We start from the raw sequence: 17,292 nt of genomic DNA on the forward strand, positions 1-17,292 counted from the left end.
ATGGCCGAAGCCGCTCGAACTGCTGTTCACTCAACCAAAACTCGCTCAAATCCACGCTCCTGCTGTCGCAGAGCCTGAATCACATCCGAGCCGCCGTGGGAATCCCATTTATGGGTCCGGACCCTAGCGCAACGCCAATGCTCCTCGCCAGATTGGAAACCTCATGCGAGTGGGTGAGGCGATTTCTAACACTATCGTTCTTATCCAGTGGGAAGACTTGAGTTTTATCCGCCAATCTGCGCACCGGGGTACTGAACAATATCCGGTCGTAGTCCCTCTCAATCTCTGTTCGCGTCCCTGCTGCATTCAACGGCACAGGATCCGCCTTGTCGGAGAGGTCTTTTCGCCTAGCCGAACTCAGCAATTTTCCCCAGTCCAACATGATCAACGGATCTCCCATTTTTATCGCGTAAGCGCCGAAAAGAAACTTCTTTGATTTCGCAGCCTTACGAAGTCTCCGCTCTTTATTGTATTAGTGCTACGCCTTGTCCCGCCAGATGATGTCACAACTTGCAAATCCGGATTATTGACTAATGAGAAATTGATATCATCGCTGTGAGCAGGTGTCTGATTGTACGAACTCGAATAAAATTTATGAATGCTCAAGTGGCCGCCGTTCTTCTCCAAAAGATTGGGAATATCCCGATCAAGCTGATTTCTAGCATGCGACCTACTGGCACGATCAAAAAGATATAAGTTCAGCTCCTCATTCGGGTTATAATAAAGCATATTCAATCCCGATCTCCCAAAGTGCGCTTGCGCGCTCTTATTCTTATGGAGAACATCGTTATAAACCTGCCGAGCCTTATAAGAGTTAGCGAAATGTATTAGCCAATACCTCCATCCATTTGGATTATGTATAGAGAAGGGGCTAACATAGCTTGAGATACCTTTTAGAGCCTCAAATACTATCTTTTCTACGGACCCTAACCACTGTTTTTTATTCTGATTTTTGTCGATTTCTGCAACATTCCCCGTAAATGGGATAGAGTTATTTGCAGAGATTTCGATCACACGGCTAGGAGTGAGATAAGTAAGAAATGACTCTATAGCAAATGTGAGAAATATCTCAGTCGATCTAGCTACACCCATTAAGTATGCAAGTGACTTCTCAGAAACCTGAGTGTACCCGTACTGATCTAGATTAAATAAAAGATTCTTGAAGTTTTTATATTTTATGCTCTCGCATATGGATATTTTATTCTCCTCAAATGCGCCTACGGAGAAATTTATTTCAAGCGACAGCCTTGGGCAGGTTTCGGCGATCTCTTCGACCATTGATGCAATGTTATTCTGGAGTAACGATATTGCTTCGTGACTCAAATCGTTGAAATATAAAGAACATTCTATATCGAGCGGCTTAAATCCCTCGATGACTCGTATGACATTCAACTCCTTGGAGATTTCCTTAAGCACTCGCAAAAAAATTATCGGGGAACCCACCGAGCCACCGTTATACAATCCTGCTCCACAAAATCCATCAACAATAGCGAGACGAAATTTTCCTTGCTGAGGAAGCACGCATCGAATTCTAAGGTATTCACGAAAATACTCGTCTAATACCTTTAATTTTATCTTAGAGTGGCTATTAATATTAGCGCCATTCGCCCAATCATATTCTTTCTTGGACATCGGGAATTCTCTTGTTAAGGCCTGCATAGAAAATTGGCATATCGTCCCAATGCTTACCTTTATAGGTTCTTCCATTAGCCTTCTTCGATCTACGCCTATTATCGCTGCCCCAAGAACCCCATTGCTTGAAGAAAAATGCTGTATCAGCAATAGAGCATTGATCGAATATTTCGTCTATCCATTCTTCTTTTATCGGTCTGGAACGAGGGCCGCTTTCACCGCCGACGATTGCCCAGTCTATACCAGAAAGGTTCACGTTTCCGACCGAGCTTATCAATGGTTCGAAGGATACGAATCTTATAGCTGCAGGAGTAAGGCGAAGAGAGTCGATCCGATCCACCACATCAGCGGCTTCGACACTCGTTCCAAGCCAAACATTAGGCAAAACTTCGCCAATCTCTGACGAAACTATGGAAGCCATTCGCTCGGGACGCTTCGTCAATATCTGATAATGGTGCCGTGGAGTTTCTTTCATTACTTTCCACACAGCTTTTATGAATTCCAAGCTTACCGCCTCATGAAAAAGATCGCTCATGGAGTTTACGAATATTTTCCGCGGCTTTTTCCACTTGTATGGTACCCCGAGCGAAGCATCATCTAGTCGTACCTTGCCTGTCCAAATCGCTTTACCGCCGGATATTCGGGTTAGCCCCTTATATTTGGACAGTTCCATAGACGCTAAGCGCCTGGCCATATTCATGGCGTAGCAATTCGTGCAGCCGGCCGACACGATATTGCAACCCGCAACTGGGTTCCATGTTGAATCTGTCCATTCAATTTCGGTGGTGCTCATAGTGGATAAGTTCGATCATAAGAATTTTATACGATGGACGTTTGTAGCTAGGCCCGAATGAATCAGGCAGTGAAACAAACCGTCGCGGTAAATTTTGATCGTATCAGATTCGCTTGGCTTCACCAGCGTGTCCAACTCGGTTTCACGGTCTAATCCCGTATCATGCCTTTTTTTTTCGATCGGCATCTAAAATTTGGCGGATCAGCCGGAATTGGCCGAGGTCGCTCAGAAATTTTCGACACGGGGCTTGGTGTCGATTGGTCAATTTTTCCACAAAGTTGGTGGATCGATGCCAAGTTGGTGCCCCCCCTCATCCGCCTTTGGCTCAGAGCTTGTATGTTCACCTCCCAATCCACCAACAGCATGGAGTGAGTTTGTTCGTTGTTTGTTCTTGCAATCTATTGCCATTTCTGATATCGACCACAGATTGAGCGCGCCTTGGATTGCGCCTCAACAATCTGGCAAATCGAGCAGATAAGGCATGCAACCCGACATCCTCGCCAACGCCCCCCGCTGCGGCGCACGCACCCGCGCCGGGCACGCGTGCCTCTCCCCCGCCATCAGCGGCAGACGGCGCTGCCGCATGCACGGCGGCAAAGGCAGCGGTGCGCCGCGTGGCAATCGCAACGCGTGGAAACATGGCCTGCGCTCCGCGCGGATGGCCGAGATTCGGCGTTATCTGCGGGTCAGCAATCTGGTGATCGCCACCTGCCGGGCGCGGCTGGCGCTGTACAGGGCGCTTGAGCGGGCGGGCGCCGATACGCGGGCCCACCTGCCGGCCATGAGCCCGACAGAAAAAATAATAGAAAAACGCACCATCAACCCCATGCACCCGGAATCGTCGCCGGAAACGGGGACAGAAACCGCGCTAAATGAGCCCAGCCAAGGGACTCGACGGATCGGCATACATGCGCCGTCCCATCCGCCCGGCGCGATAGGCGAGGCGTCCGCTCTCGACCGCCAGCTTCATCGCGGTCGCCATCATCACCGGGTTCTTGGCTTCGGCGATCGCGGTGTTCATCAGCACGCCCGCGCAGCCCAGTTCCATCGCGACGGTCGCTTCGGAGGCGGTTCCGACGCCGGCGTCGACCAGCACCGGAAGATTGGTGCCCTCGACGATCAGGCGGATCGTCACCTTGTTCTGGATGCCGAGGCCCGAGCCGATCGGCGCGCCCAGCGGCATGATCGCCACCGCGCCGGCATTTTCCAGCCGCTTCGCCGCGATCGGATCGTCGACGCAGTAGACCATCGGCAGGAAGCCTTCCTTGGCCAGAATCTCGGTCGCGCGCAGTGTCTCGACCATGTCGGGATAGAGCGTCTTCGCCTCTCCCAGCACTTCGAGCTTCACCAGGTCCCAGCCGCCGGCCTCGCGCGCCAGCCGCAGCGTGCGGATCGCGTCCTCGCCGGTGAAGCAGCCGGCGGTGTTGGGCAGATAGGTGATCTTCTTCGGATCGATATAGTCGGTCAGCATCGGCGCCTTGGGATCGGCGATGTTGACCCGGCGCACCGCGACGGTGACGATCTCCGCGCCCGACGCCTCGACCGCGGCGGCGTTCTGCGCGAAATCCTTGTACTTGCCGGTGCCGACGATCAGCCGCGACCGGAAGGTCCGCCCCGCGACCGTCCAGCTGTCGTCGTCAACAGCGGCGGCGTGATCGCCACCCCCTACAAAATGCACGATCTCCAGATCGTCGCCATCCTCGACCAGCACCTGATCGAGCGTCGAGCGGGGCACGACCTCCAGATTGCGTTCCACCGCGACCTTGGTCGGCTCCAGCCCGAGCTCCTGGGCGAGCTGGGCGATGGTGATGCCGGCGATGATCCGGCGATGCTCGCCATTGATGCGGACCTGGATCGTGCCGTCGGGATTGGTCATCATGTCTCCAATGCGCATCTGCCCAATGCGCTTTCGCTTTGTGTCGCGGAGTCATATAGGGGTGGCGGTCGCCCCCTCGCAATCGAAAGGCTGGAAGTTTGGCGGATCGCCCGGTCATCTTCGTCCTCAATGGCCCCAATCTCAACATGCTCGGCACCCGCGAGCCCGAGATTTACGGCTCGGACACGCTCGACGACATCGCGGGCAAGCTGGAGGATCGCGCGCTGGAACTCGGCGTGGCGATCGACATGCGGCAATCGAACCATGAAGGCCATCTGGTCGACTGGATCCAGGAAGCGGCGATCAGCGGCGCAAAGGCGGTGATCATCAATCCCGGCGCCTACACCCACACTTCGATCGCGCTGCACGACGCGATCAAGGGCGTCCGGATTCCGGTGATCGAGGTCCATCTGTCGAACCCGCATGCGCGCGAGGCATTCCGCCATGTCAGCTATGTGGGACAGGCGGCGAAGGGCTCGATCATGGGGTTCGGCGTGCAAAGCTATATGCTGGCGCTGGACGCCGCCGCCCGCTTCTGACAATGGCGTGCGCCACGGATCAACAATCGACGAGCAACTAATGGCCGATCAATCGCAGGGGAAAGCAATGCAGGTAGACCCGGAACTGGTACGCCAGCTTGCCGTGCTCCTCGACGACACCAACCTGACCGAGATCGAAATCCAGGACGGTGAGCGGCGCATCAGGGTCGCGCGCAACATTGCCGCCGCCGCGCCGGTCTACGCCGCGCCTGCCGCGCCGACTGCCGCCCCCGCCGCTGTTGGGGCCCCGGCCCCGGTCGCGCCCGAGGCTGCGGCGGATCATCCCGGCACGGTCAAGTCGCCGATGGTTGGCACCGTCTATCTGTCGGCAGAGCCCGGCGCGAAGCAGTTCGCTTCGGTCGGCGACAAGGTTGCCGCCGGTCAGACGCTGCTGATCGTCGAGGCGATGAAGGTGATGAACGCGATCCCCGCGCCGCGCGCCGGCACGGTCAAGGCGGTGCTGGTCGAGAACGGCCAGCCCGTGGAATATGATCAGCCTCTCATTGTCGTCGAGTAAACGATAATGGCGATCAGCAAGGTCCTCATTGCCAATCGCGGCGAGATCGCGCTGCGCATCCACCGCGCCTGTCACGAGATGGGCATCCAGACGGTCGCGGTCCATTCGACCGCCGACGCCGACGCGATGCATGTCCGTCTCGCCGATCAGTCGGTGTGCATCGGCCCGGCGCCCGCGTCGGAAAGCTATCTCAACATCCCGAGCATCATCGCCGCCGCCGAGATTTCGGGCGCCGACGCGATCCATCCGGGCTATGGCTTCCTCTCGGAAAACGCGCGCTTTGCGGAGATCGTCGAATCGCACAACCTGATCTGGATCGGCCCGAAGCCCGAGCATATCCGGACGATGGGCGACAAGATCGAGGCGAAGCTTTCGGCCGCCAAGCTTGGCCTGCCGCTGGTCCCTGGATCGCCCGGCCCGCTGAGTTCGTTCGAGGAGGCCCGTGCGGTCGCCGCGAAGATTGGCTATCCGGTGATCATCAAGGCCGCCTCGGGCGGCGGCGGGCGCGGCATGAAGGTCGTCGCGGCCGAGGACCAGCTCGAGACACTGATGGCGCAGGCCGGTTCGGAGGCGAAGTCGGCCTTCGGCGACGCCACCGTCTACATGGAAAAATATCTCGGCGATCCGCGCCATATCGAGTTTCAGGTGTTCGGCGACGGCAAGGGCAATGCGATCCATGTCGGCGAGCGCGATTGCTCGCTCCAGCGCCGCCACCAGAAGGTGCTGGAGGAGGCCCCCTCCCCCGTCATCACCCATGCCCAGCGCAACGAGATGGGCGCGATCTGCGCCCGCGCGATGGCCGATATGGGCTATCGCGGCGCGGGGACGATCGAGTTCCTGTACGAGAATGGCGAGTTCTACTTCATCGAGATGAACACCCGGCTTCAGGTCGAGCATCCCGTGACCGAGGCGATCACCGGCCTCGATCTCGTCCGCGAGCAGATCCGCATCGCCGAAGGCAAGCCGCTCTCGGTCGCGCAGGAAGACCTCGAATTCCGCGGCCACGCGATCGAATGCCGCATCAACGCCGAGGACTGGAAGACCTTCATGCCGAGCCCCGGCACGGTTAAAGCCTTCCATGCGCCGGGCGGCATGCACGTCCGCGTCGATAGCGGCATCTACGCCGGCTACCGCATCCCGCCCTATTACGACTCGATGATCGCCAAGCTGATCGTCTACGGCCGCGACCGTGAGGGCTGCCTGAAGCGCCTGCGTCGCGCGCTCGAGGAGTTCGTGGTCGACGGCGTCAAGACGACGATCCCAATGCACCGCGCGCTGCTCGACGACCCCGAGTTTCAGAAGGGCGAATATACGATCAAGTGGCTCGAGGAATGGCTGTCGAAGCAGACCGGCGCATGAAGGCAACGATCTGGCACAACCCGCGCTGCAGCAAGTCTCGCGAGGCGCTGGCGATCCTGGAGGCAACGCCCGGGGTCGAGGTCGAGGTGGTCGAGTATCTGAAGACCCCGCCCAGCCGCGCCGCGATCGCCGCGATCTACAAGAAGGCCGGGATCAGCCCGGCCGAGGGACTGCGTAAGGCCGAGGATGGCGCGAAACCGCTCAAGGGCGCGAGCGACGACGCAATCCTCGACGCGATGGCGGCCGACCCGATCCTGATCGAGCGCCCGCTCGTCGAGACAGCTAAGGGCGCGCGCCTGGGTCGACCGCCGGAGAAGGTGCGCGAGATACTCTGATCGCTTCCGATATCGTCGCCCCGGCGGAGGCCGGGGCCGCTACAGGCTCTTTGACAAACGAAGAACTCAGGACGCGCCCTGCACCTTAGCCGACGCCATCCGGCTCGCGGGTTGCAGGTAGCGGTCGATGATCGCGGTCCAGCGCTGGTAGCCGCTCTCGTTCAGGTGCAGGCCGTCCAGTCGGAAAAGCTGCACGTCGGGCCGCCCGTCGGCCGCCAGCAGCGCCGTCCCGACATCGATATAGTCGAACCCCACCGCTGCCGCGCTCGCCCTGATCGCGGCGTTGGCGGCGCCCATATGCGGATAGAGGTGCCAGCGCGACGGGGTCGGCTTCATCGACAGATAGGCGATCCGCGCCGCCGGCATGTCGCGCCGCAGCCGGGCGAGCAGGGTAAGCACATCGGATGCGGCCTGCTCGGCGCTCGCCCCGCCCGCGATGTCGTTCTCGCCGACATAGACCAGCACCGACGCCGGCTGCACGCCCGCGACCACGCGGTCATAATGGTGGAGGACATCAGCGGTCGTCGCGCCGCCGAAGCCGCGATTGGCGGCGTGGAGCGCCGGAAAGCTCCCCGCGACATCCCACAGCCGGATGCTCGAACTGCCGAGGAACAGCGTCGACGCCTGCCCCGCACCCGCAAAGGCCGCGACCTCCGCGTCGAAGCGTGACAGCGGTTTCGCCGGAACCATCGGTTCCGCCGCCAGCGCCGCCGCAGCCGCCGTCATCGCCATGACTGCCGTCAGTATCAGTTTCATATCCGCCGAAATCCGCCTGCCGCCGCAATTTAGTCACGTCTGGCCGATGGAAAAAGCCGCGGAGGCGAAACTATCCGCCAGCCGTCGCAGCGGTGAAAACCGCCAGCTGATCGGCGAAGGCCCGCTGGTACGCAGGCCGCATTTCGCCCCGCGCGACATAAGCGGAAAGGGTCGGGTAGGATTTCAATATCCCCGAGCCGTCCAGCCTGCGCAGCACCGTCACCATCAGCAGGTCGCCCGCATTGAACGCGCCGTCGAGCCAGTCGGCATCGCCAAGCCGGCGAGCCAGCTCGTCGAGCCGTTTGCGAACGCAATCCTCCAGCATCGGCAACCGCTCCTCGTGCCAGCTCTTGCCGCTCTCCAGGATCATCGCCATTCCGAACTCGACGATCGGCGGCTCCACCGTGTTGAGCGCGGCGAACATCCAGGTGATCGCGCGTGCGCGGGCATTCGCGTCGGCTGGCAGCAGGCCGGCATTGCGCTCAGCGATATGCAATATGATCGCACCCGACTCGAACAGTACGAGATCGCCTTCCCGATAGATCGGGATTTGCCCGAAAGGCTGTAGCGCGCGATATGCGGGCTCCTTCATCTCGGCGAACGAAACGAGCCGCACGTCATAGGGCTGGCCGACTTCTTCAAGCGCCCAGCGAACCCGCATGTCGCGCGCCAGCCCCCGGCCACGGTCGGGAGAGTTTTCGAAGGCGGTGATGGTAATCGTCATCGTAAACTCCCAGGGGCGGCCGGTCCGCTATTCCGCCGCCAGCAACTGTTCCGCCCCGCCAAGATCGACCGAAACCAGCCGGCTCACCCCGCGCTCGACCATCGTCACGCCGAACAGGCGGTGCATCCGGCTCATCGTCACGGCGTTGTGGGTGACGATCAGGTAGCGGGTATCCGTCTCGTTGGTCATCGCGATCAGCAGGTCGCAGAAACGCTCGATATTTGCGTCGTCGAGCGGCGCATCGACCTCGTCGAGAACGCAGATCGGTGCGGGGTTGGTGAGGAACAGCGCAAAGATCAGCGCGACCGCGGTCAGCGCCTGCTCGCCACCCGACAACAGGGTGAGCGACGACAGGTTCTTACCCGGCGGCTGCGCCATGATCTCCAGACCGGCTTCGAGCGGATCGTCACTGTCGATCAGCGCCAGATGCGCCTCGCCACCGGCGAACAACGTGGTGAACAGGCGGCGGAAATGCCCGTCCACCGCCTGGAACGCCGCCAACAACCGCGCCCGCCCCTCACGGTTGAGGTTGCCGATCGAGCCACGCAGCCGGTTGATCGCCTGATAAAGCTCGTCGCGCTCCGTGACGCTCGCACCATGCTGCGCCTCGATCTCGGCGAGTTCGGTTTCGGCGACGAGATTGACCGGGCCCAGCCGCTCGCGGTCGGCGGTCAGCCGGTCGAGCCGCGCCGACTCGCTTCCGCCATCTCCGACATCAGAGCTGTCGAAGCCGATCTTCCCGGGCAGCACCGGCGCGGGACATTCGAAGCGTTCCCCGGAGATGCGCCCCATCTCGACCCGGCGAAGTTCCTGATTCTCCAGCCGGGCCTGCGCGCGCGCCCGCGCCTCGCGCGCAGCGGCCAGCGCTTCGCCGCCCTGCGCCACATCACTCTCGATCTGGCGAAGTTCATTCTCGGCGATCCGCTCCGCCTCGCGCGCGGCTTCGGCGGCCTGATCGGCGGCACGGGCATCCGCGCCGACCGTTTCGATCAGCGCCTGCAATTCCTCGGGCCGCCCTTCGAGCGCCCTCGTCTCGGTCTCGATCGCGGCGGCGCGGGCATCCATCTCGGTGATACGGTTGGCGGCGTCGCCGGCGCGCGCTCGCCAGCTTTTCGCCTCGCCGCGCGCCGCCTGCTGCCGCTGCGCATCCGCCGAAGCGGCCTGCGCCAGCGTCATCGCCTGCCCGCGCGCCTCGAACAGCCGGGCACGAACCATCTCGCTCGCCGCGCGTAGCCGTTCCATCTCGCTGCGGGTCGCCTCGCCATCGGGCAGCGCCATCATAACCGCCATCTGGGTCTGGACCAGTTCGCCCGCTTCGTCCGCCTCGGCCTTGCCGCGCTGGGCCCTTTCGGCCATCGCGCCGCGCTGCCCGGCCAGCCGCTCGATGGCGGTGGTCGCCTGGTCTTCGTCACGGATCGCTCCGCGCTGGGCGATTTCGGCGCGGCCGAGTTCGGCGCGCGCCGCGTCGATCGCGTTCTTTGCCGCCTGCACCGCGCCGTTGGCCTCACCCAGCGCTACCTGCGCGGACTCGAGTTCGGCGCGTGCGCCCGGCAGGACGGCGTCAAGTTCGGCGAGCCTGTTCGCGCGCACCAGCCGCTCAGCCGCCGCCGCACCGACGTCGTCCGCGACAAAGCCATCCCAGCGCCGCATCCGTCCATCGCGCGTCACCAAGCGTTGGCCGACGTCGAGCACGATCGACCCATCATCGCCATCGGCAACCGCAACCTGCGCAAGCCGACGCGTCAGTTCGGCGGGCGCGGTGACATGGTCAGCGAGCCGCTCAGTTCCACCGGGCAGCCTCGGGTCGTCGCCTGCCGCCGCGCCCGTCCAGCGCAGTGGCCCGTCGCCCCCCACCGCCGCATCGAGATCATCGCCCAGCGCCGCCGCCAGCGCGCGCTCATAGCCGGGCGCGGCCTTAATCCGGTCGATGGCGCGATTGCCTTCTCCCGCCCCGCCTGCTGCTTTTTCCAGCGAGCGCGCCTCGGATTCGAGTGCGGCAAGCGCCGCCCGCGCCGCGCCACTTGCGGTTTCAGCCTCATCGCGACGGACAGCGGCAGCGGCGCGTGCTTCCTCGGCCCGACCGATCGTCTCCATCGCCTCTGAAATGCTGCGTTCGGCGAGTTCCCTCGCGGCGATCGCACCGTACCGGCGAGCAATCAGCGGAGCCTCATCGCCAAGCCCTTCCAATTCGCGCGCTATCCGCTGCGCCTCGGCCTGCGCGCGGTCGAGCCGCTGCCGCGCCGCGCTGACATTCGCCTGCGCGACCCGCATGTCGGCCTGTTCGGCGGACCAGGCGGCTTGCGCCTTGGCGACCGCCAGTTCGGCCTCGCGCGCCTCGGTCTCGGCATCGCGGACCTGCGAATCGATCGCCGACTGGCGGACCGTGGCTTCTTCGATCCGGCGGCTCAGCTCCTTCTCTTCTTCGGCGAGCGCGTTGAGCGCCGCCGATGCGTCGATCGCCAGCCGGTCTTCGCGCGCCCTGTCGCGGCTCAGCGTGTCGCGCGACTGGGCTATATCGGCGATCCGGCGGCGAACGGTCTCCAACTCACCGGTCAGCGTCGTGAGCCGATGCGCAAGGCCGGTCGATCGCTCACGCGAGGTCTGCGCGGCGACGCGCGCATCACCCACCTTCCGCGCCGCATCGGCCTGGCGCGCGGTCGCTGCCTTCTGCGCATCGGCGGCGATGGCGACCAGCGCCTCGGCCTGCGCCGCTTCCTTTTTCGCAACGTCGGCGGCCTCCGCGGCATCGCGCCAGCGCGAGAAAATGAGCCGCGCCTCCGCGACGCGGATCTGATCGGTCAGGGCCTTGTAGCGTTCGGCGGCCCGCGCCTGCCGCCGCAGCGATCCGGTGCGCGCTTCCATATCGGCGATCAGGTCGTCGAGCCGGGCGAGATTGGTCTCGGTCGCGCGAAGCTTCTGCTCGGCATCCTTGCGGCGGACGTGGAGGCCGGCGATCCCGGCCGCCTCCTCAAGCATCTGCCGGCGCTCGACCGGTTTCGCGGCGATCACAGCGGCGATCCGCCCCTGGCTGACGAGTGCAGGTGAGTGCGCGCCGGTCGCCGCATCGGCGAACAGCAGGCCAACATCCTTCTGCCGCACGTCGCGGCCGTTCATACGATAAGCAGAGCCCGCACCGCGCTCGATCCGGCGGGTGACTTCGACCTCCCGGTCGTCGTCATCCTCGGCCTCGGGCCGCTCCGTGAAGAGGGTTACTTCGGCGAAGTCGCGCGCCGGACGCGTCACCGTACCGGCGAAGATCACGTCTTCCATGCCGCCGCCGCGCATCGACTTGGCGCTGGACTCGCCCATCACCCAGCGGATCGCTTCGAGCAGGTTGGACTTGCCGCAGCCATTGGGACCGACAATGCCGGTCAGCCCGCGCTCGATCAGCAGCTCGGTCGGCTCGACGAAGCTCTTGAATCCCGAGAGGCGAAGCTTGCGGAAGCGCATGGCCGGCTCAGTAAGCTCCCGCCGATGCGCCTCCGCACGTCATATCAGCGGACCTTTTCGCGTAGCTTGGTTTCCAGGCCCGGCCAATCATAGACGCCTTCCTGCTTCTCCCCGTTGATCAGGAAGTTGGGAGTGCCGTCGATCTTGTCGGTATTGGCGCCATGGTCGCGGATCTTGAGCAGCTGATCGAGCGCCCCCTTATCCGACAAACAGGCCTTGATCCGCTCTCCCGGAACGCCATGCGCCTTGAAGAAATCCTCCAGCCCCGACAGCGTCACCAGCTGAATGAACTGCTCGTGCTGCGGCAGGGCCCCCAGCGACTGAAGCGTCTTCTCGTCGACCGAATTGAACTTGCCGACCCAGTCGCCCTGCGTGGCGAACAGCTGCTCGACGAAGGGGAAGAAGGTTTCCGGCCCCTGACAGCGGGCGACCAGCGACGCCGCGACGTCGAGCGGATTGAGCACGAACGTGCGGTATTCCCAGCTGACCTTGCCGGTCTTTACATATTGCTCCTTGAGCACCGGCGCGCCCGCCTTGGTGAAATCGCGGCAATGCGGGCAGGTCATCGAAGCATATTCGACTAGCTTGTACGGCGCGTCGGGGTTGCCCATACGGAAGCCGCCTTCGGGCGTTTTGGTGACGGTCAGGCTCCAGTCCTGTCCGCTATAGGGAGCCCCGGGCAGCGCGGTGGCCGTATTGCCTCCGACATTGGTGCTGTCCGCGTCCTTCTTACCGCAGCCCGAAAGTAGCAGGGCTGCACCGATCGCCGCGACGGCAAGCGTCTTCTTCATCACCAAGATATCTCCAAGCAGCATGTATGGCTGTCGGAGACAGTGATAACCGTGGCGGCGACAGGCGCAAGGGGGCTGGCCGCCATTCCGCGGCCGCCCGGATCAGGATAGCGGCTTGCCATCCTTTTTCACGATAACGCCGCCATCATGAAGTCCTCTCCTGCTGCGCGATACGGTCAGATGGCGGGAGCGTGATCGATCCCGCCGCCCGTCGAGGTTAGCGAAGCGCCGCCTTGATCAGCGGCTCGAGATCTGCCCAATCGTGGACTCCCTCCTGCCGCTTGCCGTTGATGACGATCAGCGGCGTTCCAGGGATTTGATCGCGTTGCCAGCTATTGCCGGCCATCTGCGTCAGCTGTTCCTTTGCCTTGGCGTCCGCCAGGCACGCGGCATAGGCCTTGGCGGGCATGCCGCGCTTCGAGAAAAAAGCATCGAAGCCCGCCGCCTTTGCCGCCGCCGCGATCTTCTGGTCAGGCGACATCGCGTCGAATCCGGCGATGTTCTTGACGCTCGAGCCCTTGGCCATCCAGTCGGCCTGGCCCGCGAACAGCGCCTCGATCGAACCGAGATACTGCGCCGGCGGCTCGCATCGCAGCAGCAGCGACGCCGCGAAATCATAGCCGTCGCGAACCGCATGGCGCACTTCGAGGCTGGCCACGCCCGTGGCGATATAATCGCGCTTGAGCGGCGCGAGCGCCGAGGCCGACAGATCGGCGCAGTGCGAGCATGTCAGCGACAGATATTCGACCAGCTTCACCTTGGCAGCCGGATTGCCGATCACGATGGCGCCCTCCGCCGTGCGATTGGCGGTGGCCAGCCAGTTGGCCTTCGCGGGAACGGACTTCGCGGGAGCTTTGCCGGGAGCGGCGGTGGCCGCCGCCAGCGGCGTGGCGAGGGCGATCAAAAGCAGCGCCCGTGCGATCGACGGTTTCACCGGTCACTCTCTCCGGAAGCGATGATGGGTGCGCCGCTGGTGGCGGCGAGCGCCCCCGCGAGCGAGGCGAGGCAGGCGCGGAGTTCGGGATCGCCGACGGTGCGCAGGCTCTCACCCAGGTCGATTGGCGCCGCCTTGAGCGACGGCGGCGCGGCGCGGGGCGCAACGGGAGCCTGTGCGGCGCAGATGCCCTGGCGAATCAATATGCGCGCGACCGCCGAATAGCCGAAGAAGCGGTTGACCCGTTCGATGATGGTTGGCGCAACATGCTGGAGCATCGTGCCATGCGCGCCTTCGACGAGCAGGGTCAGCACGCCATCGGCGCGGCGGCCCTGCGGAAAGCGGATCGATTCGGGCACCGACAGCTTCGCATAGCGTTCGCCGACGATTTCGGACCAGCGGCTGACAACCGAACTCTGCACGAAACCGAAGCGGCGAAAGGCGGCACGGCCGACATCGGGCAGCATATCGGCGACCGAACGCGCGCTCCCGCCGCGCGGGCGCGGTTCGGGAGCAGCCTTCGCAGGCTTCACCGATGCCGATTTCTTTGTCTTGCCCGCTTCGCTCATCCTGGCCTTCATGCCATAGGCGCACCATGCGCGTCGATGCCGTAGCTGAAAATTTGCTCGCCTGGTACGACAAGCATCGTCGCCGCCTGCCCTGGCGCACCGAAGCGGGCGCTCCGCCCGCCGATCCTTATCGCGTCTGGCTGTCGGAAGTCATGCTTCAGCAGACAACCGTCGCGGCGGTAAAGCCTTATTTCGAGCGTTTCACGAGCCGCTGGCCAACCGTCGCCGACCTTGCGGCGGCCGACGCCGCCGATGTGATGGCGGCCTGGGCGGGGCTCGGCTATTATGCCCGTGCCCGCAACCTGATCGCCTGTGCCCGGGCGGTCGTCGGCGACCATGGCGGGCGGTTTCCCGATAACGAAGCGGCGCTCCGCACCCTGCCGGGGATCGGCGATTACAGCGCCGCGGCGGTTGCCGCGATTGCCTTTGGCCGCCGCGCGGTGGTCGTCGACGCCAATGTCGAACGGGTCGTCAGCCGGCTGTTCGCCTTCGCCGGGCCTTTGCCCCAAGCCCGGCCCGGCCTGCGCGGGCTGGTCGACAGCATCACGCCGAGCGATCGTGCCGGCGATTTCGCCCAGGCGATGATGGATCTCGGCTCCGGCATCTGCAGCGTCCGATCGCCGCAATGCCTGATCTGCCCGCTGAGCGATGGGTGCGCCGCGCGAACGTCCGGAAACCCCGAGGCCTGGCCGGTCAAGGCCCTCAAGCGCGCCAAGCCGCAGCGGCGCGGCACTGCCTATTGGATCGAGCATGACGGCAGGGTCTGGTTGATTCGCCGTCCCACCAAAGGCCTGCTTGGCGGGATGCGCGCCCTGCCGAGCGGACCATGGAGCGACACCGACCCAGGCCTGATCGATGCGCCGGCCCCCGCGGACTGGCGCGACGTGGGCAACGTCGCGCACGTCTTCACCCACTTCGCGCTCGACCTGCGCGTGATGACAGCGGCGCTGGGGCATGTGCCGGGCGATGACGGCGAATGGTGGCCGATCGACCGGATCGAGGAAGCTGGCCTCCCCACCCTCTTCGCACGCGCCGCCACCCGCGCTATCGCCAGCCGGGACTCGATAGGGAGAGATGATGGCTGACTTCCCCGCCCCCGGTTTCACCGGTTCGCCGCTCGTTCGGATCGACATCGAACGCGGCAATCGCGGCTATTTCGACCAGCAGGTTGCGAGCCTTTCGGCCCGGCTGCTCCGGCTCGACGGGCTGACACCCCAAGTGACCGATGATGGGCGCCTGAGCTGGGGCTCCCTGGCGGAGGCAGACCCGCAGGCGGAACTCGCGTTGCTCGGCCTGATCGATGGTAAGCCACGCTTCGTGTCGCTGGCGCGGGTCGACGAGGACCCTGCCCAGCGAACCACGGCGATGAACACCGCGCTGACGATGCTCGAGCCCGAAGAAGCTGCGACCTATGCGGCGGCGCGCTGTCTCGTCGACTGGCATAGTCGCCATGGCTTCTGCGCGCGCTGCGGCCGGGAAAGCCGCGTCTTCCGTTCGGGCTGGGCGCGACTCTGCGACCGCGACCAGGGCGGCTGCGGAATCGAACATTTCCCGCGCACCGATCCTGTGGTGATCATGCTGGCCGAATTCGAGGATCGCGTGCTCGTCGGCCGCCAGCATCGCTGGCCGCAGGGCCGCTATTCCGCGCTGGCGGGTTTCGTCGAGGTCGGCGAATCGATCGAAGAGGCTGTCGCGCGTGAATTGCACGAGGAAGCCGGCATCGTCGTCCGCGACGTCCGCTATGTCGCCAGCCAGCCCTGGCCCTTCCCGTCGCAGCTAATGATCGCCTGCATCGCCCGGGCGGAAAGCAACTTGATCAACCTCGACGCCAACGAGCTGGAACATGCCCAATGGGCGAGCCGCGACGATGTCCGCGCCGCTCTTGCCGGGTCGTCCGACGCCCCTTTCCTGGCGCCGCCGCCCTATGCCATCGCTCATACGCTGCTGACGGCCTGGCTCGGCGAAGCCGGGAGCGATCAGCCGACGATGCGTTCGCGGCCCTGGGGATAGGTGCCGAGCACCCGGACCCATTTGGTGTGGAAGGCCAGTTCCTCCAGCGCGCGGCGGACATGGGGTTCGTCGGGATGGCCCTCTATGTCCGCATAGAATTCGGTCGCCGCGAAGGTCGCGCCACGCTGGTAGCTTTCGAGCTTGGTCATGTTGACCCCATTGGTCGCGAAGCCGCCCATTGCCTTGTAGAGCGCGGCTGGAATGTTCTTCACCTCGAAAATGAAGGTCGTCATCACAGGTGCGCTGTCCAGCGGCACATCGCGGCCCTCGCGGGCGAGGACAACGAAGCGTGTGGTGTTGTCCGCCGCATCCTGGAGGTCGTCCCTGACGATCTTCAGCCCGTAGATGCCAGCCGCGATCGACGGCGCCAGCGCCGCGACGTGCAGGTCGCCGGCTTCGGCCACCGCCGCCGCCGCACCCGCCGTATCGGGATAGGAGATCGGCGTGATGCCGTTGGCGCGCAGCCAGTGGCGGCACTGGCCTAGCGCCTGCGGATGGCTCATCACCTCGGTGATCTGCCCATGGTCCGGCAGCGCCATCATCGTGTGGCGAATATGCATGAAATGCTCGCCGGTGATGACCAGCCCCGACTCGGGGAGCAGAAAATGCATGTCGGCCACCCGTCCATGCAGGGAATTCTCGATCGGGATCACCGCGCAGTCGGCACGAAAGTCACGCACCGCGTCGAGTGCGTCTTCGAAACTGAAGCACGGCAGCGGCAGACCATTGGGGAAGGCCTCGATCGCGGCGAGATGGGAATTGGCGCCGGGAGCGCCCTGAAACGCCACGGCGCGGCCCGGATCGGCGGCGCAGGCGACGGACATTTCGGCGACGAGCGCCTGGGCGGGGGCTGGATAGTTCTGCATATCGCGCAGCCGATTAGGCGGGCCGTACCCGCACCGCAACATATTCCGGCGTTGGAACGCTTGCGGAGGCCCCGAACCGATTCTAAAGGGGGCGCAATTTTCGGCGTGGGGTGGCATACCCGCGCAATCAAGGAGCTTTGA

16 protein-coding genes and 1 pseudogene are annotated in these 17,292 nt (G+C 63.4%); 7 read left to right on the top strand and 10 right to left on the bottom strand.

Features of this window, described 5'->3' with window-relative positions; translation table 11 throughout:
- Positions 1–402: 402 nt before the first annotated feature.
- Both WP12_RS24520 and WP12_RS24525 read right to left on the bottom strand, forming a co-directional pair.
- A complete protein-coding gene (locus WP12_RS24520) occupies positions 403–1,632 on the bottom strand; it encodes a three-Cys-motif partner protein TcmP (protein ID WP_160299275.1) in 1,230 nt (409 codons plus the stop codon).
- Positions 1,613–2,425 carry a DUF5131 family protein gene (locus WP12_RS24525; RefSeq protein WP_084691309.1) on the bottom strand — a complete coding sequence of 271 codons (813 nt, stop codon included), beginning with the start codon at positions 2,423–2,425 and terminating at the stop codon, positions 1,613–1,615. Before WP12_RS24525 ends, WP12_RS24520 begins: the two co-directional genes overlap by 20 nt.
- Before the next feature lie 481 nt (positions 2,426–2,906).
- On the opposite strand from WP12_RS24525, the pseudogene WP12_RS26530 reads away from it, so the two are divergent.
- Positions 2,907–3,023: pseudogene (locus WP12_RS26530) on the top strand (HGGxSTG domain-containing protein); the annotation flags it as partial.
- A gap of 270 nt (positions 3,024–3,293) precedes the next feature.
- Here WP12_RS26530 and thiS read toward each other — a convergent pair.
- The gene (gene thiS / locus WP12_RS22820) at positions 3,294–4,304 is read right to left on the bottom strand and encodes a sulfur carrier protein ThiS (protein WP_443027899.1); all 1,011 of its coding nucleotides are present in this window, start codon (positions 4,302–4,304) and stop codon (positions 3,294–3,296) included.
- Between the two features lie 95 nt (positions 4,305–4,399).
- Between thiS and aroQ the strand changes: the two genes are divergently transcribed.
- The 4 genes from aroQ (at position 4,400) to arsC (ending at position 7,051) form a co-directional block, all read left to right on the top strand.
- Positions 4,400–4,840 carry a type II 3-dehydroquinate dehydratase gene (aroQ, locus tag WP12_RS22825; RefSeq protein WP_046195945.1) on the top strand — a complete coding sequence of 147 codons (441 nt, stop codon included), beginning with the start codon at positions 4,400–4,402 and terminating at the stop codon, positions 4,838–4,840.
- Between the two features lie 67 nt (positions 4,841–4,907).
- Positions 4,908–5,357, top strand: a complete 450-nt coding sequence (gene accB / locus WP12_RS22830; protein ID WP_084691312.1) for an acetyl-CoA carboxylase biotin carboxyl carrier protein — start codon at positions 4,908–4,910, stop codon at positions 5,355–5,357.
- 6 nt (positions 5,358–5,363) lie between these two features.
- A complete protein-coding gene (gene accC / locus WP12_RS22835) occupies positions 5,364–6,716 on the top strand; it encodes an acetyl-CoA carboxylase biotin carboxylase subunit (RefSeq protein ID WP_046195947.1) in 1,353 nt (450 codons plus the stop codon).
- Complete coding sequence (arsC, locus tag WP12_RS22840) at positions 6,713–7,051, top strand: arsenate reductase (glutaredoxin) (RefSeq protein ID WP_046195983.1); 339 nt, start codon at positions 6,713–6,715, stop codon at positions 7,049–7,051. The genes accC and arsC overlap by 4 nt, the downstream gene beginning before the upstream one ends.
- A gap of 66 nt (positions 7,052–7,117) precedes the next feature.
- Here the strand turns inward: arsC and WP12_RS22845 are convergent, their stop codons facing one another.
- From WP12_RS22845 to WP12_RS22870, 6 genes are all read right to left on the bottom strand, one after another.
- The gene (locus WP12_RS22845) at positions 7,118–7,807 is read right to left on the bottom strand and encodes a GDSL-type esterase/lipase family protein (protein ID WP_046195948.1); all 690 of its coding nucleotides are present in this window, start codon (positions 7,805–7,807) and stop codon (positions 7,118–7,120) included.
- Positions 7,808–7,877: 70 nt separating this feature from the next.
- Positions 7,878–8,531 carry a glutathione S-transferase family protein gene (locus tag WP12_RS22850; RefSeq protein WP_046195949.1) on the bottom strand — a complete coding sequence of 218 codons (654 nt, stop codon included), beginning with the start codon at positions 8,529–8,531 and terminating at the stop codon, positions 7,878–7,880.
- A gap of 27 nt (positions 8,532–8,558) precedes the next feature.
- The gene (gene smc / locus WP12_RS22855; protein WP_046195950.1) at positions 8,559–11,981 is read right to left on the bottom strand and encodes a chromosome segregation protein SMC; all 3,423 of its coding nucleotides are present in this window, start codon (positions 11,979–11,981) and stop codon (positions 8,559–8,561) included.
- A 44-nt stretch (positions 11,982–12,025) separates the two neighbouring features.
- A complete protein-coding gene (locus WP12_RS22860; protein ID WP_046195984.1) occupies positions 12,026–12,772 on the bottom strand; it encodes a thioredoxin domain-containing protein in 747 nt (248 codons plus the stop codon).
- A gap of 217 nt (positions 12,773–12,989) precedes the next feature.
- Complete coding sequence (locus WP12_RS22865) at positions 12,990–13,706, bottom strand: thioredoxin domain-containing protein (RefSeq protein WP_052730588.1); 717 nt, start codon at positions 13,704–13,706, stop codon at positions 12,990–12,992.
- The gene (locus tag WP12_RS22870) at positions 13,703–14,287 is read right to left on the bottom strand and encodes a DUF721 domain-containing protein (RefSeq protein ID WP_046195951.1); all 585 of its coding nucleotides are present in this window, start codon (positions 14,285–14,287) and stop codon (positions 13,703–13,705) included. Before WP12_RS22870 ends, WP12_RS22865 begins: the two co-directional genes overlap by 4 nt.
- A gap of 14 nt (positions 14,288–14,301) precedes the next feature.
- Here WP12_RS22870 and mutY point away from each other — a divergent pair, with 14 nt between their 5' ends.
- Both mutY and nudC read left to right on the top strand, forming a co-directional pair.
- A complete protein-coding gene (gene mutY, locus WP12_RS22875; protein ID WP_046195952.1) occupies positions 14,302–15,360 on the top strand; it encodes an A/G-specific adenine glycosylase in 1,059 nt (352 codons plus the stop codon).
- Positions 15,353–16,285: an NAD(+) diphosphatase gene (gene nudC / locus WP12_RS22880; RefSeq protein WP_046195953.1), complete on the top strand. Its 933-nt coding sequence runs from the start codon at positions 15,353–15,355 to the stop codon at positions 16,283–16,285. Before mutY ends, nudC begins: the two co-directional genes overlap by 8 nt.
- On the opposite strand, the gene WP12_RS22885 is transcribed toward nudC, so the two are convergent.
- A complete protein-coding gene (locus WP12_RS22885) occupies positions 16,252–17,151 on the bottom strand; it encodes a prephenate dehydratase (RefSeq protein ID WP_046195954.1) in 900 nt (299 codons plus the stop codon). The genes nudC and WP12_RS22885 overlap by 34 nt on opposite strands.
- Positions 17,152–17,292 lie beyond the last annotated feature (141 nt).

It is taken from the genome of Sphingomonas sp. SRS2 (genome assembly GCF_000971055.1).
Classification (GTDB): Bacteria; Pseudomonadota; Alphaproteobacteria; order Sphingomonadales; family Sphingomonadaceae; genus Rhizorhabdus.